The following is a 23721-nucleotide window of genomic DNA, read 5'->3' on the forward strand; positions in this document are numbered from 1 at the left end:
GCGTTTCATTGTTTTTCTGGAGCGGGTGTGGCCTCCTCACTCGTCGGCTGCGCGCCGAGCCATTCCCAGGCAGAAGCTTCGTCCTCGAGCTTGAAATACCTGAATTCGACGGGCGACGAATCGGGCAAGGCGCGTCGCGCGTTCGACGTCCAGTCAGGGGCGCCGATTGCCGCGCAACGGCCAATATGTTCCAATGCCTGGACGGCACCCTTCTTGATGGTCTCATCGGAGATATCCGCCCAGTCGACGCCCTCGTGATCGATTATGCGCACGGCCACGTCGATTCTCTGATGGAGCAAATAGGCCGCCTCCAGCAGGCCGAACAGGTTCTCGGCATCCGCAGCCGAGACATGGCCGACCACATCGATGGCAAAGAGGTCGTCGCGGCTGGTGTCGATGCGGCGAATCGCCGGCACGGATTGGAGGAAATTCAAGGTGGAACCTCCCTTTCGCGGAATATGTTGGCTTCTGGAACACCGGAAAGGCCCTATCTGTTCCCGTCAAAGACGCTATAGATGCGCCGTTTCAAAATGCGTCGCGCCGAAACGAATGAGCGTGGCGCGCCTCGATCGCCTGTTTCACGGACGCCAAATCATGCCCGCCAAGCTTTCTGTCAACCTCAACGCCATCGCCATGCTGCGCAATCGGCGCGACCTGCCGTGGCCAAGCGTGATCGGTGTCGGCCGCCTTGCCCTTGCCGCCGGTGCGCACGGGCTGACGGTGCATCCGCGCCCCGACGAACGTCACACCCGGCATTCCGACCTGCCCGAGATCAGGGCGCTGATCGACGATGAGTTCCCGCAGGCGGAATTCAATATCGAGGGCTACCCAAGCGAGGATTTCCTGGCGCTCGTGGAAAAGCACCAGCCCGAACAGGTGACGCTGGTGCCTGACGATCCCGCGCAGGCAACCTCCGACCATGGCTGGAACTTCGTTGCCGATGCGGCGTTCCTGACGCCGATCGTCAGGCGTCTGAAGAAGGGCGGTTTCAGGGTCTCGCTGTTTTCCGACGCGGATCCCGCCGGCATAGGGGCCGCGCGCGACACGGGCGCCGATCGTATCGAACTCTATACCGGCCCCTATGGCAGCTACCATTCCGATTCCGCTAAAGCGGCCAAGGAATTGGAAAGGTTGGGGAGAACCGCTGACGTGGCATCTGCCGCCGGCCTCCAGGTCAATGCCGGGCACGATCTGACGGTGGCCAATCTGCCCGCGTTGGCAAGGCGCATTCCGGCATTAGCCGAAGTGTCGATCGGACATGGGTTGACAGCCGACGCATTGGAGTATGGCATGGCCGGCACGGTGGGGCGGTTTCTCAGGGCTTGCGGCTGGTAGGGGTAATGCTTCGTATTGGTAGGGCAGCCATCGCGTGCATTTGATAGCGTATCGCAGCATGCATAGAGCACCGCGCGCTTGTCGGAGAGTGGTCGATGGCCCTTGCCAATAGCGGGAGCGAGGCTGAAACCGTCGAGCAATCAGGCCATGGCGGGGTCGAGCAGCACAGCACCAAGGTTCTGATGCTGGGCGCGCTCGGCGTTGTCTATGGCGATATAGGCACAAGTCCGATTTACGCCTTCCGAGAGGCGCTTCACGCTTCGCCTGGTATCGCAACGCGCGTTCACGTGCTTGGCGTGCTATCGCTGATCGTCTGGGCGCTGACGATCATCGTGACCATCAAATACGTCGCCTTCGTGCTTCGTGCCGACAACAAGGGCGAAGGCGGCACGCTGTCGCTGATGTCGTTGGCACGCAGCGCCTATCCCAAAGGCGCCCGGCTGATCCTCGTGATCGGCCTTTGCGGCGCGGCGCTGTTTTTCGGCGATTCGATCATAACGCCGGCCATTTCGGTGCTGTCGGCGGTCGAAGGCCTGACGGTGGTGACCCCGACGCTGGACGCCTATGTGGTGCCGATCACGCTGGTCATCCTTGCCATCCTGTTTTCCGTGCAGCGCTTCGGCACGGGAAAGGTGGCGGCGGTGTTCGGCCCAGTGACGGCACTGTGGTTCCTGGCCATCGGTGTCGCGGGCCTCTGGCACTTGATGGATGATCCATCGATCCTGCTGGCCATCAATCCCTATTACGCGGTCGCCTATCTGGCCTGCACACCCACCGCCGCCTTCGTCACCGTCGGCGCCGTGTTCCTGGCAGTGACGGGGGCCGAGGCGCTCTACGTGGATCTCGGCCATTTCGGACGCAAGCCGATCGTGCTGGCATGGTTTTCCGTGGTGTTTCCCTGCCTGCTGCTCAACTATTTCGGGCAGGGCGCCTTTGTGCTCGCCAATGGCGGAAAGCCGACCAATCCGTTCTTCCAGATGCTGCCCGACTGGGCACTGATGCCGATGGTGGGACTTGCAACGGCCGCGACGGTCATTGCCAGCCAGGCGGTCATTTCGGGTGCTTTTTCGCTGACCCGCCAGGCGGTACAGCTCAATCTTCTGCCACGCATCGAGGTGCAGCATACGTCGGAAATGCAGTCCGGGCAGATCTACATGCCCCGCGTCAACCTGCTCATCGCGTTGGGGGTGATGCTGCTGGTGGTCGGTTTCGGCAGTTCGAGTTCGCTGGCTTCCGCCTACGGCATCTCGGTGACCGGCGAAATGCTGATGACGACGATCCTGCTGTTCGTGGTGATGCGCAAGATGTGGAAATGGAAGCTGGCGCTTGCCCTGGCGCTGACCTTGCTGTTCGGCATCATCGACAGCGGCTTCTTCCTGGCCAATGTCGTGAAGATCGTGGAAGGCGGCTGGGTCTCGATCACCGTTGCCTGCCTGATGGGACTGATCATGTGGACGTGGATACGCGGCAGCCGCTATCTCTTCGACAAGACCCGCCGCAACGAAATCCCGCTCGATTTCCTCGCCGGCAACCTTTTGAAGAAAAAGCCGCAGCTGGTCTCGGGCACCGCCGTATTCCTGACCAGCGATCCGCTCAGCGCGCCGACCGCGCTGATGCACAGCCTGAAGCACTACAAGGTGCTGCATGAGCAGAACGTCATTCTTTCGGTGGTGACCGCCCCCCAGCCGGTGGTGCCCGACAGCGACCGGGTCAAGATGGAGACGGTCAACGAACTGTTCATGCGGGTGACGCTGACTTTCGGCTACATGGAACAGCCAAACATTCCACGCGCGCTGGCGATCTGCCGCAAGCAGGGCTGGAAGTTCGACATCATGACGACGTCCTTCTTCCTGTCGCGGCGCTCGCTCAAGGCTTCGCCCAATTCCGGCATGCCCGTGTGGCAGGACCGGCTGTTCATCGGCCTGGCGCGCTCGGCGGCCGATGCGACGGAGTATTTCCAGATACCCACCGGCCGCGTCGTTGAAATCGGCACGCAGGTCGCCATTTAACAGACACGCGCTTGCCGGGCCGCGGGTCTGCCCTCCGCGAGAAGTCGCCCCGCAAGAGCCGCGCGCTGCCGACCGAGCGCCATAACGCTACGGCACTTGATATTGCACTGCAGCAAGCGTAGAGCACCGCGCGTTTATCGGAGTGTCGTGCATGGCCCTTGCCAATGCTGGTAGTGAGGCAGAACCCGTCGACCAATCGAGCCATCCCGAAATCGAGCAGCACAGCACCAAGGTGTTGATGCTGGGCGCACTCGGCGTGGTCTATGGCGATATCGGCACCAGCCCGATCTATGCGCTCCGGGAGGCGTTGCACGCTTCGTCCGGCAGCGATGTCGCGACCCGTGCCGATATTCTCGGCGTGCTGTCGCTGATCATCTGGTCGCTGACTATTACCGTCACGGTAAAGTACATCATGTTCGTGCTGCGTGCCGACAACCGCGGCGAGGGCGGCGTGCTGTCGCTGATGGCGCTGGCCCGCGGCAGTTTTCCGAAGCGCTCGGCGGTGATTCTCGGCATCGGCATCGTCGGCGCCTCGCTGTTTTTCGGTGACGCGGTCATCACGCCGGCGATTTCGGTGCTTTCGGCGGTCGAGGGCATGAATGTCGTCACCCCCACTTTCCAGCCCTATGTCGTGCCATTGACGCTGGTCATCCTCGCCGTGGTGTTTGCCGTCCAGCGCTTCGGTACCGGCGGCGTTGGGCTGGTGTTCGGCCCGGTGACCGCAGTGTGGTTCCTGGCCATCGGTCTATCCGGCATCAATCACATCATCGTCGATCCGGAAATCCTGTGGGCCGTCAGCCCGCACTATATCGTCGCTTTCCTGATCAATTCGCCCGACGTCGCCTTCGTGACGGTCGGCGCCGTCTTCCTTGCCGTGACCGGCGCGGAAGCGCTCTATGCCGATCTCGGCCATTTCGGCCGCAAGCCGATCGTGCTTGCCTGGCTGGCGATCGTGTTCCCTTGCCTGCTGCTCAATTATGCAGGGCAAGGCGCCTTCATACTGGCGAATGGCGGCGTGGTCGGCCATCCGTTCTTCGAGATGAACGGGGGTTGGACGCTGATCCCGATGGTGGTGCTGGCGACGGCGGCTACCGTCATTGCCAGCCAGGCGGTCATTTCAGGGGCTTTTTCGCTGACCCGGCAGGCGGTGCAGCTCAACATGCTGCCGCGGCTGGAAATCCTGCACACATCGGAAAAGCAGTCCGGCCAGATCTACATGCCGCGCGTCAACCTGCTGCTGGCCCTGGTGGTGATGATGCTGGTGGTCGGCTTCGGCGAGTCCAGCAAGCTGGCCTCGGCCTATGGCATCTCGGTAACCGGCAACATGCTGGTGACGACGGTGCTGCTCTATGTCGTCATGACCCGTATCTGGAAATGGAAGCTGTCGCTGGCGGTCCCGCTGACGGTGCTGTTCGCCTTCATCGACATCGGCTTCTTCGCCTCCAACATCGTCAAAGTGTTCGAAGGCGGCTGGGCGTCGCTGGTCGTGGCCTTCACCATCGTGCTGGGCATGTGGACCTGGGTGCGCGGCAGCCGCTATCTGTTCGACAAGACCCGCCGCAACGAGATCCCGCTCGATTTCCTCGCCGGCAACCTTTTGAAGAAAAAGCCGCAGCTGGTATCCGGCACCGCGGTGTTCCTGACCAGCGATCCGCTCAGCGCGCCGACCTCGCTGATGCACAGCCTCAAGCACTACAAGGTGCTGCACGAACAGAACGTCATCCTTTCGGTGGTGACCGCCCCCCAGCCCGTCGTGCCCGACAGCGACCGCGTCAAGATGGAGACGGTCAACGAGCTGTTCATGCGGGTGACGCTGACCTTCGGCTACATGGAACAGCCCAACATCCCGCGCGCGTTGGCGATCTGCCGCAAGCAGGGCTGGAAGTTCGACATCATGACGACGTCCTTTTTCCTGTCACGGCGCTCGCTCAAGGCTTCGCCCAATTCCGGCATGCCGGTATGGCAGGACAGGCTGTTCATCGGCCTGGCGCGAACGGCGGCGGACGCCACTGAATATTTCCAGATCCCGACTGGACGTGTGGTAGAAATCGGCACACAGGTGGCGATCTGACGAGTTCGATCGTCTCGACCTGAACGGGGAGGGCTGAGATGAGCGGCGAATTGGTGCTTGTCACCGGCGGATCGGGTTTCCTCGGCGCACACTGTATCCTTGCCCTGTTGAAGGCGGGCTATCGCGTGCGGACGACAGTGCGCTCCGCCAAGCGCGAAGCCGACGTTATCGCCATGCTGAAGGCCGGCGGCGAGCCGGGCGACAGGCTCTCCTTTGCCATCGCCGACCTTATGAGCGACGCTGGCTGGCTGCAAGCGGTCGCCGGCTGCGATTATGTCCTGCATGTCGCGTCACCATTTCCGCCTGGCGTGCCGAAGCATGAGGATGACCTGATCATCCCGGCTCGCGAAGGTGCCTTGCGCGTGCTCAGGGCGGCGCGAGACGCCGGCGTCAAACGCGTCGTGCTGACATCGTCCTTCGCGGCCATCGGCTATGGCAAGATGCCGCCCGACGGCCGGCCCTTCACCGAGGAGAGCTGGACCGATCCAACGGCCAAGGTCAGCGCCTATGTGAAGTCGAAGACGCTCGCCGAGCGTGCGGCGTGGAATTTCATCGCCGCCGAGGGTGGCAGTCTGGAGTTGGCGGTCGTCAATCCGGTCGGAATTTTCGGGCCTGTCCTCGGATCAGACCATTCGACGTCCACCGAATTTGTCCAGCGCATGATGAACGGTGCCATGCCGGGATTGCCGCGCCTGTCCTTCGGCGTGGTCGATGCGCGCGACGTGGCCGACCTGCATGTGCGCGCCATGACCAATCCCGCCGCCAAGGGCGAGCGGTTTCTGGCCGTCGCCGGCGATTTCATGACGGTGCGGGCGATCGCGCGGACTGTGAAGACGCGGCTCGGCGCCGCCGCCTCGCGGGTCTCGACGCGGGAGCTTCCCGATTGGCTGGTGCGGGCGGTGGGGCTGTTCAACGCGGAAGCCGCGCAACTGGTGACGGAACTCGGCAAGGTCAAGAACGCCACCAACGCTAAGGCGGTGCGCATGCTCGGCTGGGCGCCGCGCTCACGAGAGGACGCGCTGGCGGCCACCGGAGAAAGCCTGATCCGGCTTGGGTTGGTCAAAACCCCGAAATAGCGCGGCGGGAGAAAGACTTCCCGCCGCGCGCGTTTCAGCCTGCCAGTGCGGCCTTGTTGGCCTCGAGGAACTGCTTCAGCGGTACAGACTTCCGACCGGAAAGCTTTTCGACGGAGTCCGTCACCATGCCGAGGCCGCCAATGCGCGTGGCAGCATCGAAGGACACCAGGAGCTTGGCGATCGGTTCGGGAAGACCAGCTGCCTTCATCCCCTCGGTCAGTGCTTCATCGGAGAGCTGGACGACCTGGATCGGCTTGCCGGTGACTTCGGTGACGAGTGCAGCAACTTCGGCCGAGGTATAAGCCTTCGGGCCAGTCAGCGTGTAAGTCGTACTTTTGGTGTTGCCCGAAGCCAGCCCAGCCGCAATGGCCGCGGCGAGGTCGTCACGCGCGCCATAGGAAATGGCGCCGTCGCCCGCGGACGTATACCAGTGGCCCGAGGCGAGGATCTGCGGCATCGCCATGAACAGGTTCTCGTCATACCAGCCGTTGCGGAAGATCGTGTAGGGGATGCCGCTGGCCTTGATCGCCTGTTCGGTGTCGTAATGGTCGGGCGCGAAGAGCACCGGTGAACCCGGCTCCGTGTTGGGCAGGGAGGTGTAAAGCAGGTGGCCGACGCCGGCCTTGCTGGCCGCAGCGACCGCCGCGAGCTGCTGTTCGCGGCGCTTTCCCTGGATCGCCAGCTCGTTGGTCGAAATGATCAGCGCCCGGTCGGCGCCGGCGAAGGCTTTGGCAAGCGAGGCCTGATCGTCGAAATCGGCCTCGCGAACGGTGATGCCGCGCGCCGACAGGTCGGCAAGATTGGCGGGCGTGCGGGTCGTGGCGATGATCCGCGCCGCCGGTATCTCGAACGTGTCCAGCAGATGGTTGATGACGCTGCGGCCGAGCTGGCCGGACGCGCCGGTGACGAGAAGAGTTGCGGTCATGGAGGATCCTGACATTGCGCCGGAAGGGCGGTTCGGGTGGCGGTCTCAAAAAGAGACCAGCACTAAAATAGGAATTGACCCACTGCCGTAAAGAAGGCAGTTTTTCGGGAGGTAGGCACACGCAGGGAACCAGCCATGGACAGCCGGACCGTCAATCTGAAGTCCAAACTCGAAGTCTACAAAGCGATGACCGACGGCGGAAACATCGCGGATTGCCCGGTCCGCGACGTCATCCAGGGACTCAATGGCAAATGGAGTTCGCTGTTGACGGCGGCCCTTGCCGAGCAGCCCTATCGCTTCGGCGAGCTGCGGCGGCTGGTTCCCGATATCTCGCAGCGCATGCTGACCCAAACGCTCTACGATCTGCAGCGCGACGGCTATGTGCGTCGCGAAGTGTTTCCAACCAAGCCGCCCAGCGTCGAATACAGCCTGACCGACCTTGGGCGATCGATGTTCGACGCTTTGCAGTATCTGTTGCAGTGGGCTGAAAACAACCACGACGCGGTGCGCGACGCGCGCAATGCCTTTGACTCGACGCAGGCTTGAACAGACGGGTAGCGCTCGGCGTCGCGACTTGATTTCATCCGGCGGCTGAAGGATTGTCCCGGCCAGTTGGACTGGGGGCAACGGCATTTCCCACGATATCGCAATTGCAGGCGCCGGTCCGGCCGGGCTGGCCACGGCGCTCTATCTCAAGCGTGCCGGGCATAGGGTCACCATCTTCGAGCGCTTCGAGGAACAGAAGCCGGTCGGCTCCGGGTTGATCCTGCAGCCGACAGGGCTGTCGGTGCTTGCCGATCTCGGCCTGCTGGACGACATATTGGCGCTCGGCGCCGCATAGACCGACTGCATGGCGCCGACGCCTCGACCGGCCGCACTGTGCTGGACGTCCGCTACGACGCTCAGCACAGCGACCGCTTCGGCTTGGCGGTGCACCGGGCGGCCCTATTCGGCGTGCTTTTCCGTGCGGCGCGACGCGAGGCGATTCCCATCGAAACCGGCGTCGAAATCGAGACCCTGGAGACCGGCGAACGGGCCATGCTGATCCGCGGTTCCTGGCCTCGATGGTGGCCGGCACGGTGATCGATCCGTTCAGGCGGGCTGGGCTTGCCGAAGCGCGGTGGCCGGATCGCCTTGCCGAATGAGACTCGAGAGAAAAGACTCCTTCGCCCGCAGGAAAGCATGCAGGCGCTGCGGATAGTCGGGCGCGACGGCGCCCTTGATCGAAGTGCGTTCGCTCAACGCCTCGCGCCAGGCCTGGACAAGCGGCTTGCCGTCCAGGATGCCGAAATCGCCGATGCGGTCGAAGGCGTCGAGGTAGCGAAAGACCGGACCGTAAACTGCATCGACGAGGGAAAAGCGGCTGCCAGCGAACCATGGCCTGCTCCGCAGGGTATCGTCAGCGAGTTCAGCCTCAAGGCGGCCAAACATCGCCGACAGCGCACTGGACTCGGCGAGGAAGCCGGCCTCGCTCGGCGCTGAATAGAACCGGCCGATGGCGTTGAGGATGGCTGAGCCGTACTCGATCCAGGCGCGGTGCCGGGCGCGGGCATAAGGGTCGGCCGGGTGGAGCGGATTGGCCTGTGTTTCCTCGAGGAATTCGAGGATGACCGCGGATTCGAAGATCATCGTCTCGTCGCCATTTTGCTGTACGCGCAGCAGTGGCACCTTGCCGAGCGGGGAGATCGCCTTGAACCAGTCCGGCTTGTTGGCGAGGTCGATGTCGACGCGTTCGAACGGGACGCCCTTCTCGGCCAGCGAGATCGCCGCACGCTGGACATAGGGGCAAAGGGGGTGGCTGACGAGACTGAGGGTGTCGGGATGTTGCATGGGGATATGCCTCTCGATATCGATGCAATCGCATCTATGTAGATGCACTTGCATTGATCGTCAAGCTTGATGCAATTGCATCTATCTCTTATGGTGCAGCCATGACAGAGATGCCTTCGCCGGATGCAATCAAGGTCTGGGCTCGCCTGATGCGGGTTTCGCGCCAATTGATGGAACGCGCCGAGGAGGCTCTGAAGGAGGGCGGCCTGCCGCCGCTTGCATGGTACGACGTGCTGCACGAGCTTGCCGAGGCCGGCGAGGGCGGCTTGCGGCCGTTTCAACTGATCGAGCGCACCCTTTTTGCGCAATACAACATCTCGCGGCTGTTGGCCCGGCTCGAGACCGACGGTCTGGTCGAAAAACTGCCGGTGGCCGATGACGGTCGTGGGCAAACCATCCGCATCACGGCCAGGGGACGTGAGACGCGCCGCCGGATGTGGGCGGTCTACGGACGTTCGATCGCCGAACTGGTGGGTGGCAAGCTTTCATCGGATGAGCTGAGCATGATCTCGGAACTGCTTGGCCAGCTGCGCCATCCGCCCGCCGCGGACTGATCTCTGTCGTGTATTCGGAATCAGAGTAGCCGGAACGGTCGGCTGGGCAAAACCTGACCTCCGCCCAGACCGACGAGTCCAAAAATTGATTTGACGATCTCGTGCTGCGGCGCGCTCAGGAAATTCGACTGAACATGGACTTCATCGGGTTTGCGCCAGATCAGAAGCGGGTATCCGAGCCGCAAGGATTTCGGCAAAGCGGTGGGGCCACGCATTTGCAGCGTGACGCCCCAGTTGTGGACTGGCCGTGCGCTCACGACATCCATCCATCTGACCGACAAACCAGAGCGATTGTCGATCAGGCTCTGTTTGTCGATAATCAAGACTGGTTCATTCGATCGGGCGTCCTGGAAGCAAAAAAGCGCGGCAGCCGATGAAAGCGGGACCATCCCAAGGGCGAAAAGTCCAAACAGTGTCAGCGCTATGTTTTCAAAAAATGTGTGGTGGGGCGTGCCGAGAAACAACGTCAATGCGGCAATGGCCATTATCAGCGTAACAAATGTCCAGAAAGCGCCGACAAAGACGGTCATTCGTCTGTTCACATACGCTGTAATCGGAAGCTGGACCGATACCGGGGAGACCACGGACTTCCGGAAAGTAGGCTCCCCTGGAATGACAATGAATTGGTCAGGGTCGGATGCTGTCACAGCTCTGCCATCGCTCGTCGGAACTCAAGTTGCGCTTGGTCAAGAATAGCTTTTCGGCATTACGGTAAGATTTACAACAAGCATGGCTTTGTAGGTTTCGATCCGTTCTACAGCAGATCGCTGCATCGAAGGTGCTGGCGGTTCTCGCTGCGGCGAAAGGGCTTGCGTACGCCGACGCAATACGTCATAGAAGTGGCGAACCGTAACGTACGGTACGGATTGCCGAAATTGACTGGCTTGGCCGTTCGCGAGGGAAGAACGTGTTGCACAGCGTGCCCGACATCGACAACAGCGAGACGCTGACGGAGCGGCAGCAGGCCGTCCTGGATGCGGCTTTGCGGTTGCTGGTCGAGGACGGCGACAACCTGACCATGGCCGCCGTCGCGCGGCGAGCGAGCTGTTCGAAGGAAACGCTCTACAAATGGTTCGGTGACCGCGACGGCCTGCTGACCGCGACCGTGCAGTGGCAGGCGTCCAAGGTGCGGGTGGCGCAGGTCGACGGCAAGGGGCTCGACCTTGCCTCGCTGACGGCAAGCCTCGAGCGATTTGCCTGCGACTGGTTGAAGGTGATCTCCAGCGATACCTCGATCGCGCTTAACAGGGTGGCGGTCGGTCATGCAGGATCGGGCAAGGACAATCTCGGCGCCGTCGTGCTGGAGAATGGGCGCTTTGCACTGGCCAAGAGGCTGAAGCCGGTGCTGGAAGCCGGCTGGCAGGCCGGGCTCCTTGATTTTGCGGATGCCGAAACGGCGTTTCGCACCTTTTTCGGGCTGGTTGGCCGGGATGTGCAGATCCGTCTGCTGCTCGGTGACCGGCTGGAATTGACTGAGGCGGCGATCGGCGGCGATGCCATCCGCGCGACGCAACAGTTTCTCGCTCTTTTCGGAGCAAAAACCGGGCCGCAAGGCCCATAGAGCCGGATGATTTCAGGTCAAATCGACCTGAAATCTGAATCCGGCTCTACATCAAGAGATGGAGCATGATGTCGTCCGAAAACCGCTTCACACTTTTCGGCATCATGCTCTCTTCAAAACGGGAAGGAAGTAAAATGCGTGTCTATTACGATCGTGATGCCGATCTCAACCTGATCAAGGGCAAGAAGGTCGCCATCATCGGCTATGGCAGCCAGGGCAGGGCGCATGCGCTCAACCTCAAGGATTCCGGCGCCAAGGAGATCGCCATCGGCCTCAAGGCCGGCTCGGCGACCGCCAAGAAGGTCGAGGCCGACGGGCTCAAGGTGATGAGCGTCGCCGACGCCGCCAAATGGGCCGACCTGATGATGATGGCGACGCCCGACGAACTGCAGGCCGACATCTACAAGAACGAAATCGCACCGAACATCCGCGACGGCGCCGCGATCGCCTTCGCGCATGGCCTCAACGTGCATTTCGGCCTCATCGAGCCGAAGTCGACCGTCGACGTCGTCATGATCGCGCCGAAGGGCCCGGGCCACACGGTGCGCGGCGAATACCAGAAGGGCGGCGGCGTGCCGTGCCTGGTCGCCGTCAACCAGGACGCCTCGGGCAATGCGCTCGACCTCGCTCTGTCCTACGCCTGCGGCGTCGGCGGCGGCCGTTCGGGCATCATCGAGACCAATTTCCGCGAGGAATGCGAGACCGACCTGTTCGGCGAGCAGGTCGTTCTGTGCGGCGGCCTGGTCGAACTGATCCGCGCCGGCTTCGAGACGCTGGTGGAAGCCGGTTACGCGCCGGAAATGGCCTATTTCGAGTGCCTGCACGAGGTCAAGCTGATCGTCGACCTGATCTATGAAGGCGGCATCGCCAACATGAACTACTCGATCTCCAACACCGCCGAGTGGGGCGAATATGTCTCGGGTCCGCGCATCATCACCGCCGAGACCAAGGCCGAGATGAAGCGCGTGCTGAAGGACATCCAGACGGGAAAATTCACCTCGGAATGGATGCAGGAATACCGCGCCGGCATGTCGCGCTTCAAGGGCATCCGCCGCATGAACGACAGCCACCAGATCGAGGAGGTCGGCGCCAAGCTGCGCGCGATGATGCCGTGGATTTCCAAGAACAAGCTGGTCGACAAGGCCAAGAACTGAGCGATCCAGGCTCGACCATGAAAAACGGCGCCGCGTGGCGCCGTTTTTTACTTCAGATAGCCAGGTTCGGTTACAGCTCAACCGTAAGGCGACCGGCACTGCTGGCGCGGGCCGTTGTAGGGCTGGAACGTGTTGTCCCAGGCTCGATACGACCGGTACCTGTTATAGCACCACTGGACATGGGCGCTGGAAAGCCGACCCGCACGGTAGTAGCGATGCGGGTGATAGTACCGCGGATAGGAGTCATAGTAATAGGGATCATAATAGTTGTTATAGGCCAGGCTGCCCAATCCAAGGCCGAGGCCTAGACCCAAAATGGCTGCGTCACCATCATCGAAGTTTCGACGATGATGCCGCCACCGCCAGTTGTTATTGCCATTCCAGTTGCCGCCGTTCCAGTTACGGGAAAAATGACGTTGACCGCTGAAGTTGCCGGAGCGGAATCTGAAGTCGCCGCCGCCGTTGCGCCAGCGCCAGATCGGGCGATCGTTACCGCCGGCCCAGCTGTCGCGGACGGGGATGATCTGCGGCGCGGGCGTCGCGGTTGCGGTCGAGAGATCGGGTTGCAGGATCGGGCCGGCGAGCGACGGCACCGTCAGCCCCGCAACAAGGCCGAGGCTTATCAGCCCGGACCGGAAGGAAGAAAAGAGCGGTTTCATTTCACTCTCCAAGGAGTAAAGGCCCCACGCCGACACCCGGGAAGAGACCTATTGATGGGACTTTTCCTATGAACGGAAGATGAACGGAAAGGTTCCGTCAACCATGACGGGCATGCGCCTTGACTCTTGTGTTGGCTGTCGCTTGCAGGCAAAGGTCAGGGCATGTCGCTGCGCCTTGCCACCTTCAATGTCGAGAACCTGATGAACAGGTTCGATTTTTCCGGCTATCGCAACCAGCTCAACGAAGACCGGACGCTGGCGCTGTTCGATATCCGGAGCGAGGCCGAATACAGGATGCTGGAACAGGCGCGCGCCATCGCGCAATCCGACGATACGCGCCAGCTGACGGCGCTGGCCATCGCCGCCACCCGTGCCGACATCATCTGCATGCAGGAGGTCGACAACATCGAGGCCCTGAAGGCCTTCGAATATGGCTATCTGTTCAAGATGGTGGGGCAGGGTTACCGCCAGAAATACACAACATCGGGCAATGATTCGCGCGGCATCGATGTCGCCCTGATGATGCGCAACGAAACCGCGCAGGGACAGCCGATCGAATTCGTGCGCATGACCAGCCACGCCTATGTCACCTACGAGCAGTTCGGGTTGCACACGCCGGAGCTTGCAGCCCTCGGCAACCAGGCCAATGAACGCATCTTCCGGCGCGACTGCCTGGAAGTCGATGTCACCGTGGGCGGTGTGCCGCTGACGCTCTATCTCGTGCACTTCAAGTCGATGGGGTCGCCCCGCAACGGGTTCGACGGACGCGAAGCGACGATGCCGGTGCGCATCGCCGAGGCGCAGGCCGTGCGGCGCATCATCGAGGAGCGTTTCGGTGTGGATCATGCGGCCGACAGCGCTGGGCGATCTGCGGCGACATGAACGACTACCGTCAGCGCGTGAAGATCGCCGGCGATGAGATCGACGGCTACCGTTTCCAGGTGGTCGACGAGAACCTGTCGTGCATCAATGTGCTGACAGCGGGCGGCTTCTGCGAAAACGTCGTCGAGCGGCGGCCGGAAATGAACCGATGGAGCTTCTATCACACACGCGGGCCGCAAGAGCGGCATCTGTGCCAACTCGACTACATCCTGCTGTCGAAGGGGCTGGCGGCGAAGAACGCCACCGCGGTACCCGACATCATCCGCAACGGCCAACCCTGGCGCACGATCTTTCCCGCCGGCCAGGAAGTCGAGCGCTTCCAGCGCACCGGCTGGGATCGGCCCAAGGCTTCGGACCATTGCCCGGTGGCGATCACGTTGGACATGGTCTGATGGGCAGGATGTGGGCAGGATAGGGCCTGAGCCGACATGAGTTTTGATCTTCCGCGCAATGTCATCCTGCCGGTCGACGCCATCGATGTGCGCCTCGATGCCGGACCGCATCCCTTCGCGGTGGATAATGCCGAGGCGATCGCCGAGAACTGGCGGCAGGAGATAGCGGCCAATCCGGCGCTGTTCGATGGCACGGTGGTTCTGCTTTCAGAACTTGCCTATCGCGACCGCAGCCTCGTTGGCCGCTGCCATGCGGTCAACTACTCGACCTTCATGCTCTGGCGCAAGCGACGGGAAAATTCCGGCGCCGAGCACGCCTATGGCCATGCCATGCTGGTGGCCGGGGACAATGCGCTGGTGGCGATCCGCATGGGACGACACACAGTGGGTGCCGGCAGCGTCTATTTCGCCGCCGGCTCGTTCGAGCCGATCGATTTCCGTGATGGGCTGGTCGATGTCGATTTCAACATGATCCGCGAGGTGCGTGAGGAGACCGGCCTCGACCTGTCGGATGCCAGGCGCGGCGTGCGCTGGCACGCCCTGTCGGCGGCAAGCGGCACCGTCATCTTCCGCCGTTATCACGTGGACGAGCCTGCCAACGAGATTGCGCGCCGAATCTCGGCCTTCGTCGCCACCGAAGCCGATCCGGAGATCGAGGGACCGGTGGTGATCCGCCATGCCGGCGACCTGCCGGACGGGTTGTCGCGGCACATGAAGCCGCTGATCGAGTGGCATTTTTCGAACGAAGGCTAAATCGTTAGTACCCTGGGCGTGCGTCCTGCCGAAGAGTGCCGAGAGATTGCGCTGTGATAGCGAATTTGATAAAATGCTATCAACGATGTCACTATAGGTGGACTGCTATCGATGAGCGCCGTCACTATCCGCAATTTGCCAGAGGAAACGCTCCGGGCCTTGAAGGTGCGGGCCGCGCATCACGGCCGCAGCACTGAAGCCGAAATGCGTGAAATCCTGGAAACGGCCGTGCGGCCGGCCAATCGGGTCAAGCTCGGCTCGCTGCTCGCCGCCATCGGCCGCGAGGCCGGATTGTCGGATGGGGACGTCGATGCCTTGCAGCAGCTCCGCGACAAAACACCGGGCGGGCCGGTGAGATTCGAATGATCCTCATCGACACCAATGTCATTTCCGAGCCGTGGAGACCTGCACCCGATCCCCGCGTCATCGGGTGGATCGACGCCCAGGCGGTCGAAACCCTGTATCTCTCGGCTGTCACCGTAGCCGAGTTGCGTTTCGGCATCGCGGCGATGCCTGCCGGCAAGCGCCGCACGATCCTGCAGGATCGTCTCGAGCAGGACGCGTTGCCGCTGTTTGCTGGCCGCATTCTGCCCTTCGACCTCGATGCGTCGCGCGCCTATGCCAACCTCATGGTACAGGCGAGAGCCGCGGGCAAGGCGATCGGCAACGCGGACGGCTACATCGCGGCGACGGCCGTAGCGCACGGTCTCACGATCGCCACACGCGACACCGGTCCATTCGCGGCCGCCGGGTTGAACACCGTCAATCCGTGGGAAGCAGCGATATAACCGGGCGTTCCTAAGCCATAGGCAAGCAATAGATCAGAAGACCGGCCGGCGTGTCGACGCTTACTCGTGCCTTAGCGCGTCGATCGGGTCGAGCCTGGCGCCGCGCAGGGCCGGGAAGAAGCCGAACACCATGCCGATCAGCGCGGAGAAGCCGACGGCGAGCAGGATGACGGCCGGGCTCGGCGCGAAGGGTATGGTCAGGGTCATCGAGGCGAGGCCGGCCAGCGCCAGGCCAATCAGGATGCCGATGATGCCGCCGAGCAGCGACAGCACCGTCGCCTCGACCAGGAACTGGATGAGGATGTGCTTTTCATGCGCGCCGATGGCGAGCCTGATGCCGATCTCGCGGGTGCGCTCGGTGACCGACACCAGCATGATGTTCATGATGCCGATGCCGCCGACAAGCAGGCTGACGCCGGCGACCGCACCCAGCATGCCGGTCATGGTGGTGGTGGCGCTGGCCATGGCATCGGCGATCTGGGTCATGTCGCGGATGCCGAAATCGCTCTCGCGGTCGGGAGTTATGCGGCGCGCATCGCGCAAAATGTCCTCGACGCGCGGCTGCAATTCGGTGGTCGGCGTGCGGTCGTCGGCGGCGATGTAGATGTTGTCGATATCGCGGTTGCCGGCGATGCGGCGCTGATAGGCGGCGAGCGGCATCAGCACGACATTGTCCTGGTCCTGACCGAAGCCGGTATAGCCCTTGGGTTCGAGCAGGCCAACGATCTTGCAGGAGGTGCGGTTGACGCGGATGATTTCGCCCTCGGGATCGCCGGCGCCGAAGAACTGCTGGCGCACCGTCTCGCCGATCAGGCACACGCCGGTGCCCGAGCGGGTTTCGGAATCGCTGAACGGACGGCCGGACACCAGCTTCCAGTCGCGCGCGTCGAGATAGGCGCTGTCGGTGCCGGTAACGCCTGAAGTCAGGCTTTCGGTGCCGAAGATGACGCGGACCTGCTTTTGCGAGGCCGGCGAAATGGCGCGCGCGCCGGTGAGATGCGCAACCAGCGCCGCCAGGTCCTTTTCCGCCAGCGGCCGCACCGCCTGGTCGAGCCCGCCCGGACCGCCGGGACCGGCTGGGCGCCCGGCTCGCACGACCAGCAGATTGCTGCCGAGCTTGGAAATGTCGGCCTTGACCTTTTGCGTGGTGCCGGAGCCGATGGTCAGCATGGCAATGACGGCGGCGACGCCGATGACGATGCCGAGCAGCGTCAGGAACGAGCGCAGCACGTTGCGGCGGATCGAGCGCAGCGAGAGGCGGACGGTTTCCCAGATCATGGTTATGCCGTCTCCAGTTTCGCGGTGTCGGAGGCGACGTGGCCGTCGAGGAAGCGGATGGTGCGCTCGGCATATTCGGCGACATCGGCCTCGTGTGTGACCATGGCGATGGTCAGGCCAAGCTCCTTGTTCAGCTTCGTCAGCAACTCCATGATCTCATGGGTGCGAGCCGTGTCGAGATTTCCGGTCGGCTCGTCGGCGACGAGCAGCGTCGGCCTGGTGACGATGGCGCGCGCGATCGCGACACGCTGCTGCTGGCCGCCGGAAAGTTCCGCCGGCGTGTGATGCTCGCGGCCGACGAGGCCGACCTGGGCCAGCGCCTGCATGGCAAGGTCGCGGCGCTCGCGGGCGGCGACGCCGCGATAGATCAGCGGCAGTTCGACATTCTCGGCCGCGGTGGTGCGGGCCAGCAGATTGTAGCCCTGGAAGACGAAGCCGACATAGAGGTTGCGCAGCATGGCGCGGCGGTTGCGGTCGAGCCGGCCGGCATCGACGCCCATGAAGGAGTAGGTTCCGGCCGTCGGCGTGTCGAGGCAGCCGATGATGTTCATCGCCGTCGACTTGCCGGAGCCCGACGGGCCCATGATGGCGACGAATTCGCCGCGCCGGATGGCAAGGTCGACGCCGGCCAGCGCATGCACCTTGGCTTCGCCCTGGCCGTAGCTCTTCCAGACCTTGTCGAAGGTGATGAGGGGCGCGCCCACGGCCACGGCCTCAGCTCCGCGACTGCGAGGCGGTGATGATCTGCGCGCCTTCCTCCAGGCCGGAGGTGATCTCGGTCAGTTCGCCATCGGTCGAGCCGATCTTGACGTTGACCGGATGCGGCCGGCCGTTCTCCAGCACATAGAGCGTGCGAGAACCATCGGTCGGTGGCTTCGCCGCCTGGCGCTGGCGGTTGGGGCGGCCCATGCGGCCGGTGAACAGGTCGCTGAGGCTCCAGCCGCGCGCGGCCTGCTGCGCCGGGCGGTAGCGGAAGGCGCCGGCGGGCACGGTGAGCACATCCTTGGCCTGCCGGGTGACCACCGAAACGGTAGCGGTCATGCCCGGGCGCAGCAGAAGTTCGCTGTTGTCGACCTCGAGCCGCGCATTGTAGGTGACGACGCCATCCGTCGTGACCGAGGCATAGGAGATGTCGCGGATTTCGGCATCGAACGGCCGGTCGGGGAAGGCGTCGACGGTGAAGCGGGCGTGCTGGCCTGACTTGACCGCACCGATGTCGGCTTCGTCGACCGCCGCCACCAGCTCCATGTTCCTCAAATCCGCGGCGATGATAAACAGCACCGGCGCCTGCAGCGAAGAGGCTACCGTCTGGCCGGGGTCGACCGAACGGGTCAGCACGATGCCATCGATCGGCGCGTAGATGGTGCTGTTGGCGAGGTCGGTCTGCTGCGATTTCAGGTCGGCATTGGCGATGGCCAGATTGGCCGCGGCGCTGTCGAGCGCCGCCCTGGAGCGGTCGCGCGTCGCGGTCGCCGCCTCGAGTGACTGGTCGGTGGCCATGCCGCGCTTGGTCAACGCGGCCGCGCGGACAAGCGCGCTTTCGTTCTCGGCCAGCGTTACCTTGGCGTCCTCGACATTGGCAGCCGCGGCTTTCGCGGACGCTTCGGCTCGTTCGATCTGGACCTGCAGCTTGGCGGTGTCGAGCGCCGCCAGCACGTCGCCCTTCTTCACCTGCTGGTTCTCATTGACCGCGACCGAGCGTATGATGCCGGAGAGCTGGCTTGATATGTCGACTTGGGTGAGCGGCTGCAGCGTGCCCGTCGCCGACACCTGGACGGTAAGGTCGGCCTTGGCCGCCGGCACTGTCGTGTAGTCTATCCTGGTCGGCGTGCCGGCGTACCATTGATAGCCCGCAAAAGCCGCGACGAGGACGATCAGCGCCAGCAACGCATAGAGCCAGCCACGCCGGCGCGTCTTGCGCAGACCTTGTCTGTCGAGTCCAAGCGCCGTCTCGATGGCGGAATCCGATTCCGTCTTTGGCAGATTGACAATCTGGTCCACGTCGGACCCCTGTGATGCGTAATGTCCCTATCTGTGCACAGATCAGGCTTACCGGTTCAAATATCAAATTAAATTTCGCCCATGTTGGGATTGAGGCAGGAATGCAAACCCGGAATTACTTGCTTTACGATGTGTTTACGACCCAGCGACTGGCCGGCAACCCGCTGGCGGTGGTGTTGGATTGCAAAGGTCTGGACACCGCCGCGATGCAGGCCATCGCGCGCGAGTTCAACCTGTCCGAATCGGTATTCGTGCTGCCGCCTGATAACCCAAAGCACCGAAACCGCATCCGCATCTTCACGCCCGACTATGAAATGCCATTCGCGGGCCACCCGACGGTGGGCTCGGCTATCGCGCTGGCGGAACTGGCCGGTGAGGGTGGAGCCGGCATCTTCGTGCTGGAAGAAAACATCGGTCCGGTGCGTTGCGCGGTCAGCAAGCACGATGGCGCCACCTTCGCCGAATTCGACCTGGCGAAACTGCCGGAGCCGTTGAAGCTCGATGCCGATCCGGAGGCGGTCGGGGCGGCGCTTGGCCTGGCGCCGCACGAGATCGGCTTCGAGAATCACCGTGTCGCCTTCTGGTCGGCGGGCGTGCCCTATGTGACCATTCCGGTCGCCAACCTCGAGGCGGCGGGCCGGATCAGGCTGGACAACCAGGCGTGGTCGGAACTGGCACCGCGCAAGACCGAATGGGCCTTCGCCAGTCCGTACGTCTATTGCCGCGAGACGGTGAATCACGAAAGCGCTTTTCATGTGCGCATGATCGTGCCCGGCACGCCGTCCTATGAGGACCCGGCGACGGGCTCCGCTGCGGCCGCTTTCGCCGGCGCCATCATGCATTTCGACGGCCCGACGGACGGGGTTTCGCAGCTATGGATCGAGCAGGGACTGGAGATGGGGCGGCCATCGCGCATCCGCCTCGAACTGACCGTACAGGGTGGAAAACTGGCGTCCGCGCGCATTGGCGGCAATGCGATCAAGGTGGCGGAAGGCAAGCTTTTCGTTTGACCGGGAGAGGCCTCGGTCGATTTGTCGGGAAATGATTCCAGCAGGGCTGGACAGGATCGGCATCGGCGGCTATATGGCCGCCAACGCCGGTTTTTGCCGGCCGAGTGGGTGCGTAGCTCAGTTGGTAGAGCAGCTGACTCTTAATCAGCGGGTCCACAGTTCAATCCTGTGCGCACCCACCAAATTCTAACAAAATCAATTTGTTGGACGAGGTGAGGGACCCTGGTGGATGCAGGCGGAAGTCCGTGTCCGCTCTATGTCCAGATATTTTGAGCCAGCACCGAAATTGCATGCTGGATCTAGATGCGCGTCATGCCGTTCTCCCGGCTGCCAAAATGTCGCGCTGGCGGCGGCCGATCTGTGCTTGGCCCTTGGTTTGATCCACGGCCCACTTCGATGATTCCCACTAGTGCGCGAATAAACTCAACCATATCGTTTGCGGTGATGGCTGCCTTGTCGGGGTTTTGCCCGATGTGCTCGGCTGCTTCGCAGCATGAACGGCGGATGAGATCGTAGTGTGTATCCCTTTCGTCCTCCGGCAACGCCGCCAACTTCATGGCTCGGTTATAAATCAACCGCAGCAATAGTTCGAGAGCTGCTCCGACACTCATGCGTTTGCTCCGCATTGGTCGAGCGTCCCGGCGCCTGAGGGCGCGCGTTTGGAACGTCCGATGAGGAGGTGTTTCCCGTCCCCGTATGCAAGGCTGCATCACAGCCGTTAATATATTCTTTCTTGCTAATGTAAGTTCGCGGGAGCCTGCAGAAAGGCCGAGCGGCGCCCGGCGCTTCTTCTTGCGGTCGAAATTTCAGTAGGCCCGAGCCAGGAAATCGCGAGCCCCCCTTGGGGGCATCCGAAAATTTATGAGGATTTGTACACAAGGCGTCCGCGCATGGGCGCATCATATCGCGAGGATGTCGGGCAACGCCGCACTGCCCGTGCGTTGGGCCCATGACGCAAAACGAGATCGCTGGCTATATGGACAAGGCTGGACCGTCCTTCGGTTCACGGGTACCGAAATTCACGAGAATTTGGATCGTTGTCTCGACGAAATATGTACGTTGGTCGGCGTTGAGCGCTTGAACAGGCCTCAGTGATGAACCAGGTGGGGTGGCTGGGCTGCAGGTGCCTTACTGCGCCGGTTTGCCGATGCTGGCCTTGAACTTGACCTTCATGGCGATCTGCCCGGTCACTGTCATCTGCGATCCCGCAGCACCTCCCATGCTGCGATCCCTGGCGTTGACGTTCGTGGTCACGCTGGTGACCTCGCATGTGTCGGCAACGGTATCGAGCACCATGGCGCAACTGCCGGCCGCGACCTTGTAGAATGAACGCAGCGCGGTTTGCTGCTGCGCCGCGACATCCTCGTCGTCCTTGACGGGAAGGGTCATGGTCAGACTGGATTGGATTTTGGCCAGCCCGTCGTCGCCGGCGCGCCGGAAGCGGCCATTCTCATCGACATACTGCGAAAAAGCCGGCGCAACAGTGCCGCAAAGCAGCGCAATGATAGTTATCGCCTTCAAATACATCGTCTGATCTCCACATGAGATTTACTGGTCTCATGAAACAATCAAAACGGCGTTATTATTTTGGCTCAATCACGTTGAAAGTTTGACGGATTACTTCTCCGACACCCCCGCCTCGGCAAAGCTTGCCATTCTCGCATGGCACTCCAGCGCCGAGCGCACGATGTTGACGGCCAGGCAGGCGCCGGAGCCTTCGCCGAGCCGCATGCCGAGATCGAGCAGCGGCGGCAGGGCGAGCGCTTCGAGCAGGCCGCGATGGCCCGATTCGGCGGAGACGTGTGCGGCGATCGTATGAGCAAGGCCGGTCGGGTGCAGTTTCGCCAGCGGCGCGGCGGCGGCGGTGCAGACGAAGCCATCGAGCAGCACGGGTATGCCCAGATGCCGCGCGGCGAGCGTGGCGCCGAAGATAGCGGCGAGTTCGCGCCCGCCAAGGGAGGCTGCGATCGCCAGCGGATCGGCAAGGGCTGCGGCGTGGCGCTTCAGGCCGGCTTCGATGGCGACCACCTTGCGCTTCAGGCCGGCATCGTCGACGCCGGTGCCGCGTCCGGTCCATTTTTCGGCACCGCCGCCGAACAGGGCAGCCGAAATGGCGGCGGCCGGCGTGGTGTTGCCGATGCCCATTTCGCCAAAGCAGACGAGGTCGATGTCTTTGGTCACCGCGTCATGGCCTGCGGACACTGCGGCGAGAAAAGCTTTCTCGTCCATCGCGGATGTCTGCGTGAAGTCGCCGGTCGGATGGTCGAGGTCGAGCGGGATGACGTCGAGCTCGGCGCCGGCGATGCGGGCGAGCTGGTTGATGGCGGCACCGCCGCCGGCAAAATTGGCCACCATCTGCACGGTGACTTCCGAAGGGTAGGCCGACACGCCTTGCGCGGTGACGCCGTGGTTGCCGGCGAAGACGAAGACTTTCACGCGGTCGAGCTTCGGCATGTCACGGCCTTGCCAGCGCGCCAGCCAGACGGCGATCGATTCGAGCCGGCCGAGGCTGCCTTGCGGCTTGGTCAGTGTATCCTGGCGGCGGGCAACGGCATTGGCCGCGGCCTCGCTGCCGGCTGGCAGGTCGAGACAGGCTTCGCGCAGTTCATCGAGGGATTTGAAGGGCATGGGGGCAAGGTCTCCAGAAGGGAATCAGGTCGAGGGGGTCAGGAAAGAGCTACGGAAGCGACGAGAAGCACTACGATTTCGCTCAATTGCTGCAAGGCGCCAACCGTGTCGCCGGTCTGGCCATCGATCTGGTTGAGGCAAAGGGCGTGGAAGGCAGCAAACAGCAGGCCAAGGAGGATGAGCGCGGCGATGGCGCCGCCGGGGCCAAGCAGGAGCAGCGGAATAGCGCCGATCACGGCGCCGGCAATTGCCATTTCGAGCGAGACGGCGCCGGCCCCGGCCGACAGGCCGTCGGACCGCGCCGCCGGCAAGAGATGCATGAACGCGCCGAGCACGCCGCGCGAAGCCGCATGCGCCGCCGCCAGAGCGAAGAGGGCTTGCGTGGGATCGGGGAGTTCCGAAAGCGTGCTCCAGCGGATCAGCAGTGACAGCGCCAGCGCCATGGCCCCATAGGCGCCGATGCGGCTGTCACGCATGATCTCGAGCTTGCGTCCGCGCGACTTGCCGCCACCGAAGCCGTCGGCGACGTCGGAGAGCCCATCCTCGTGCAGGCAGCCTGTGGTGAGCACGGTTGCAACAAGGGCAAGCGCCGCCGACGGTCCTATGGCAAGGCCAAAGCGTTCCGCCGTGGCAAAGACGATGGCGCCGATCAAGCCGACGACGAGGCCGGCAATAGGAGCGGCCCAGATCGCGGCGGAGAGGCTGCGGCCACGAAAATCGAACACGGGCAGCGGCAGGCGCGTGAAGAAGACCAGGCAAAGGGCGATGTCGTCGAGGACTTGCCGAGGTGACAGGGTGATTCTTCGGAACTTCAT

The 23721-nt window shown here is 62.9% G+C and carries 24 protein-coding genes, 1 tRNA gene and 2 pseudogenes; 15 read left to right on the forward strand and 12 right to left on the reverse strand.

Annotation, left to right across the window (positions count from 1 at the left end):
- Positions 1–5: 5 nt before the first annotated feature.
- The gene (locus FJW08_RS24760; RefSeq protein WP_140812676.1) at positions 6–434 is read right to left on the reverse strand and encodes an STAS/SEC14 domain-containing protein; all 429 of its coding nucleotides are present in this window, start codon (positions 432–434) and stop codon (positions 6–8) included.
- 160 nt (positions 435–594) lie between these two features.
- Between FJW08_RS24760 and FJW08_RS24765 the strand changes: the two genes are divergently transcribed.
- The 4 genes from FJW08_RS24765 (at position 595) to FJW08_RS24780 (ending at position 6491) form a co-directional block, all read left to right on the forward strand.
- Positions 595–1335, forward strand: coding sequence for a pyridoxine 5'-phosphate synthase (locus FJW08_RS24765; protein WP_140812677.1), 741 nt, complete (start codon positions 595–597; stop codon positions 1333–1335).
- A 95-nt stretch (positions 1336–1430) separates the two neighbouring features.
- Positions 1431–3344, forward strand: a complete 1914-nt coding sequence (locus FJW08_RS24770) for a potassium transporter Kup (RefSeq protein WP_140812678.1) — start codon at positions 1431–1433, stop codon at positions 3342–3344.
- Between the two features lie 151 nt (positions 3345–3495).
- The gene (locus FJW08_RS24775) at positions 3496–5415 is read left to right on the forward strand and encodes a potassium transporter Kup (protein WP_140812679.1); all 1920 of its coding nucleotides are present in this window, start codon (positions 3496–3498) and stop codon (positions 5413–5415) included.
- Positions 5416–5453: 38 nt separating this feature from the next.
- Positions 5454–6491 (forward strand): aldehyde reductase, encoded by a 1038-nt coding sequence (locus FJW08_RS24780; RefSeq protein ID WP_140812680.1) that lies wholly within the window; start codon positions 5454–5456, stop codon positions 6489–6491.
- 34 nt (positions 6492–6525) lie between these two features.
- Here FJW08_RS24780 and FJW08_RS24785 read toward each other — a convergent pair whose 3' ends face one another.
- Positions 6526–7416 carry an SDR family oxidoreductase gene (locus tag FJW08_RS24785; protein ID WP_140812681.1) on the reverse strand — a complete coding sequence of 297 codons (891 nt, stop codon included), beginning with the start codon at positions 7414–7416 and terminating at the stop codon, positions 6526–6528.
- Between the two features lie 135 nt (positions 7417–7551).
- Here FJW08_RS24785 and FJW08_RS24790 point away from each other — a divergent pair, with 135 nt between their 5' ends.
- Positions 7552–7962 carry a helix-turn-helix domain-containing protein gene (locus FJW08_RS24790; RefSeq protein WP_140812682.1) on the forward strand — a complete coding sequence of 137 codons (411 nt, stop codon included), beginning with the start codon at positions 7552–7554 and terminating at the stop codon, positions 7960–7962.
- 53 nt (positions 7963–8015) lie between these two features.
- Positions 8016–8472, forward strand: a pseudogene (locus tag FJW08_RS24795) (NAD(P)/FAD-dependent oxidoreductase); the annotation flags it as partial.
- Between the two features lie 36 nt (positions 8473–8508).
- Here FJW08_RS24795 and FJW08_RS24800 read toward each other — a convergent pair.
- Positions 8509–9246: a glutathione S-transferase family protein gene (locus FJW08_RS24800; RefSeq protein ID WP_140812683.1), complete on the reverse strand. Its 738-nt coding sequence runs from the start codon at positions 9244–9246 to the stop codon at positions 8509–8511.
- A gap of 101 nt (positions 9247–9347) precedes the next feature.
- On the opposite strand from FJW08_RS24800, the gene FJW08_RS24805 reads away from it, so the two are divergent.
- Positions 9348–9800, forward strand: coding sequence for a MarR family winged helix-turn-helix transcriptional regulator (locus tag FJW08_RS24805; RefSeq protein ID WP_140812721.1), 453 nt, complete (start codon positions 9348–9350; stop codon positions 9798–9800).
- A gap of 20 nt (positions 9801–9820) precedes the next feature.
- Here the strand turns inward: FJW08_RS24805 and FJW08_RS24810 are convergent, their stop codons facing one another.
- Positions 9821–10330 carry a hypothetical protein gene (locus FJW08_RS24810; protein WP_140812684.1) on the reverse strand — a complete coding sequence of 170 codons (510 nt, stop codon included), beginning with the start codon at positions 10328–10330 and terminating at the stop codon, positions 9821–9823.
- A 377-nt stretch (positions 10331–10707) separates the two neighbouring features.
- Here FJW08_RS24810 and FJW08_RS24815 point away from each other — a divergent pair, with 377 nt between their 5' ends.
- The gene (locus FJW08_RS24815; RefSeq protein ID WP_181183040.1) at positions 10708–11361 is read left to right on the forward strand and encodes a TetR/AcrR family transcriptional regulator; all 654 of its coding nucleotides are present in this window, start codon (positions 10708–10710) and stop codon (positions 11359–11361) included.
- Positions 11362–11495: 134 nt separating this feature from the next.
- Positions 11496–12515, forward strand: a complete 1020-nt coding sequence (gene ilvC / locus FJW08_RS24820; RefSeq protein WP_023757108.1) for a ketol-acid reductoisomerase — start codon at positions 11496–11498, stop codon at positions 12513–12515.
- A gap of 77 nt (positions 12516–12592) precedes the next feature.
- Here the strand turns inward: ilvC and FJW08_RS24825 are convergent, their stop codons facing one another.
- A complete protein-coding gene (locus FJW08_RS24825; protein WP_140812685.1) occupies positions 12593–13174 on the reverse strand; it encodes a BA14K family protein in 582 nt (193 codons plus the stop codon).
- A 162-nt stretch (positions 13175–13336) separates the two neighbouring features.
- Between FJW08_RS24825 and FJW08_RS24830 the strand changes: the two are divergent.
- From FJW08_RS24830 to FJW08_RS24845, 4 genes and pseudogenes are all read left to right on the forward strand, one after another.
- Positions 13337–14448 (forward strand): annotated as a pseudogene (locus FJW08_RS24830) (endonuclease/exonuclease/phosphatase family protein).
- A 36-nt stretch (positions 14449–14484) separates the two neighbouring features.
- Positions 14485–15201: a hypothetical protein gene (locus tag FJW08_RS24835; protein ID WP_140812686.1), complete on the forward strand. Its 717-nt coding sequence runs from the start codon at positions 14485–14487 to the stop codon at positions 15199–15201.
- Positions 15202–15312: 111 nt separating this feature from the next.
- Complete coding sequence (locus FJW08_RS24840) at positions 15313–15567, forward strand: plasmid stabilization protein (protein WP_140812687.1); 255 nt, start codon at positions 15313–15315, stop codon at positions 15565–15567.
- The gene (locus FJW08_RS24845) at positions 15564–15989 is read left to right on the forward strand and encodes a type II toxin-antitoxin system VapC family toxin (RefSeq protein ID WP_140758059.1); all 426 of its coding nucleotides are present in this window, start codon (positions 15564–15566) and stop codon (positions 15987–15989) included. The genes FJW08_RS24840 and FJW08_RS24845 overlap by 4 nt, the downstream gene beginning before the upstream one ends.
- Positions 15990–16049: 60 nt before the next feature.
- On the opposite strand, the gene FJW08_RS24850 is transcribed toward FJW08_RS24845, so the two are convergent.
- The 3 genes from FJW08_RS24850 to FJW08_RS24860 are packed head-to-tail and all read right to left on the reverse strand — an operon-like array spanning position 16050 to position 19268.
- Positions 16050–17267 (reverse strand): ABC transporter permease, encoded by a 1218-nt coding sequence (locus FJW08_RS24850; RefSeq protein WP_140812688.1) that lies wholly within the window; start codon positions 17265–17267, stop codon positions 16050–16052.
- A gap of 2 nt (positions 17268–17269) precedes the next feature.
- A complete protein-coding gene (locus FJW08_RS24855; protein WP_140812689.1) occupies positions 17270–17977 on the reverse strand; it encodes an ABC transporter ATP-binding protein in 708 nt (235 codons plus the stop codon).
- A gap of 4 nt (positions 17978–17981) precedes the next feature.
- Complete coding sequence (locus FJW08_RS24860) at positions 17982–19268, reverse strand: efflux RND transporter periplasmic adaptor subunit (RefSeq protein WP_140758056.1); 1287 nt, start codon at positions 19266–19268, stop codon at positions 17982–17984.
- A 101-nt stretch (positions 19269–19369) separates the two neighbouring features.
- Between FJW08_RS24860 and FJW08_RS24865 the strand changes: the two genes are divergently transcribed.
- Both FJW08_RS24865 and FJW08_RS24870 read left to right on the forward strand, forming a co-directional pair.
- A complete protein-coding gene (locus tag FJW08_RS24865; protein ID WP_140758055.1) occupies positions 19370–20278 on the forward strand; it encodes a PhzF family phenazine biosynthesis protein in 909 nt (302 codons plus the stop codon).
- Between the two features lie 106 nt (positions 20279–20384).
- Positions 20385–20460, forward strand: a tRNA-Lys gene (locus FJW08_RS24870).
- Between the two features lie 117 nt (positions 20461–20577).
- Here the strand turns inward: FJW08_RS24870 and FJW08_RS24875 are convergent.
- The 4 genes from FJW08_RS24875 to cobS all read right to left on the reverse strand — a co-directional run bounded on the left by FJW08_RS24875 (position 20578) and on the right by cobS (position 23721).
- Complete coding sequence (locus FJW08_RS24875; RefSeq protein ID WP_140758054.1) at positions 20578–20889, reverse strand: hypothetical protein; 312 nt, start codon at positions 20887–20889, stop codon at positions 20578–20580.
- A 517-nt stretch (positions 20890–21406) separates the two neighbouring features.
- Positions 21407–21805 carry a hypothetical protein gene (locus FJW08_RS24885; protein ID WP_140812690.1) on the reverse strand — a complete coding sequence of 133 codons (399 nt, stop codon included), beginning with the start codon at positions 21803–21805 and terminating at the stop codon, positions 21407–21409.
- Between the two features lie 90 nt (positions 21806–21895).
- The gene (gene cobT, locus FJW08_RS24890) at positions 21896–22906 is read right to left on the reverse strand and encodes a nicotinate-nucleotide--dimethylbenzimidazole phosphoribosyltransferase (RefSeq protein WP_140812691.1); all 1011 of its coding nucleotides are present in this window, start codon (positions 22904–22906) and stop codon (positions 21896–21898) included.
- A gap of 38 nt (positions 22907–22944) precedes the next feature.
- Entirely contained in the window at positions 22945–23721 is a 777-nt protein-coding gene (cobS, locus tag FJW08_RS24895) for an adenosylcobinamide-GDP ribazoletransferase (RefSeq protein WP_140758050.1), read from the reverse strand.

The organism is Mesorhizobium sp. B3-2-1 (assembly GCF_006439515.1).
In the GTDB taxonomy this organism is placed as follows: Bacteria; Pseudomonadota; Alphaproteobacteria; order Rhizobiales; family Rhizobiaceae; genus Mesorhizobium.

Excerpts from the sequence above, each read along its gene's own strand:
- FJW08_RS24765 (WP_140812677.1), top strand. The coding sequence starts at position 595 with ATGCCCGCCAAGCTTTCTGTCAACCTCAACGCCATCGCCATGCTGCGC.
- FJW08_RS24770 (WP_140812678.1), top strand. The coding sequence starts at position 1,431 with ATGGCCCTTGCCAATAGCGGGAGCGAGGCTGAAACCGTCGAGCAATCA.
- FJW08_RS24775 (WP_140812679.1), top strand. The coding sequence starts at position 3,496 with ATGGCCCTTGCCAATGCTGGTAGTGAGGCAGAACCCGTCGACCAATCG.
- FJW08_RS24780 (WP_140812680.1), top strand. The coding sequence starts at position 5,454 with ATGAGCGGCGAATTGGTGCTTGTCACCGGCGGATCGGGTTTCCTCGGC.
- FJW08_RS24785 (WP_140812681.1), bottom strand. The coding sequence starts at position 7,416 with ATGACCGCAACTCTTCTCGTCACCGGCGCGTCCGGCCAGCTCGGCCGC.
- FJW08_RS24790 (WP_140812682.1), top strand. The coding sequence starts at position 7,552 with ATGGACAGCCGGACCGTCAATCTGAAGTCCAAACTCGAAGTCTACAAA.
- FJW08_RS24800 (WP_140812683.1), bottom strand. The coding sequence starts at position 9,246 with ATGCAACATCCCGACACCCTCAGTCTCGTCAGCCACCCCCTTTGCCCC.
- FJW08_RS24805 (WP_140812721.1), top strand. The coding sequence starts at position 9,348 with ATGACAGAGATGCCTTCGCCGGATGCAATCAAGGTCTGGGCTCGCCTG.
- FJW08_RS24810 (WP_140812684.1), bottom strand. The coding sequence starts at position 10,330 with ATGACCGTCTTTGTCGGCGCTTTCTGGACATTTGTTACGCTGATAATG.
- ilvC (WP_023757108.1), top strand. The coding sequence starts at position 11,496 with ATGCGTGTCTATTACGATCGTGATGCCGATCTCAACCTGATCAAGGGC.
- FJW08_RS24825 (WP_140812685.1), bottom strand. The coding sequence starts at position 13,174 with ATGAAACCGCTCTTTTCTTCCTTCCGGTCCGGGCTGATAAGCCTCGGC.
- FJW08_RS24835 (WP_140812686.1), top strand. The coding sequence starts at position 14,485 with ATGAGTTTTGATCTTCCGCGCAATGTCATCCTGCCGGTCGACGCCATC.
- FJW08_RS24840 (WP_140812687.1), top strand. The coding sequence starts at position 15,313 with ATGAGCGCCGTCACTATCCGCAATTTGCCAGAGGAAACGCTCCGGGCC.
- FJW08_RS24845 (WP_140758059.1), top strand. The coding sequence starts at position 15,564 with ATGATCCTCATCGACACCAATGTCATTTCCGAGCCGTGGAGACCTGCA.
- FJW08_RS24850 (WP_140812688.1), bottom strand. The coding sequence starts at position 17,267 with ATGATCTGGGAAACCGTCCGCCTCTCGCTGCGCTCGATCCGCCGCAAC.
- FJW08_RS24865 (WP_140758055.1), top strand. The coding sequence starts at position 19,370 with ATGCAAACCCGGAATTACTTGCTTTACGATGTGTTTACGACCCAGCGA.
- FJW08_RS24875 (WP_140758054.1), bottom strand. The coding sequence starts at position 20,889 with ATGAGTGTCGGAGCAGCTCTCGAACTATTGCTGCGGTTGATTTATAAC.
- FJW08_RS24885 (WP_140812690.1), bottom strand. The coding sequence starts at position 21,805 with ATGTATTTGAAGGCGATAACTATCATTGCGCTGCTTTGCGGCACTGTT.
- cobT (WP_140812691.1), bottom strand. The coding sequence starts at position 22,906 with ATGCCCTTCAAATCCCTCGATGAACTGCGCGAAGCCTGTCTCGACCTG.
- cobS (WP_140758050.1), bottom strand. The coding sequence starts at position 23,721 with ATGAAGTTCCGAAGAATCACCCTGTCACCTCGGCAAGTCCTCGACGAC.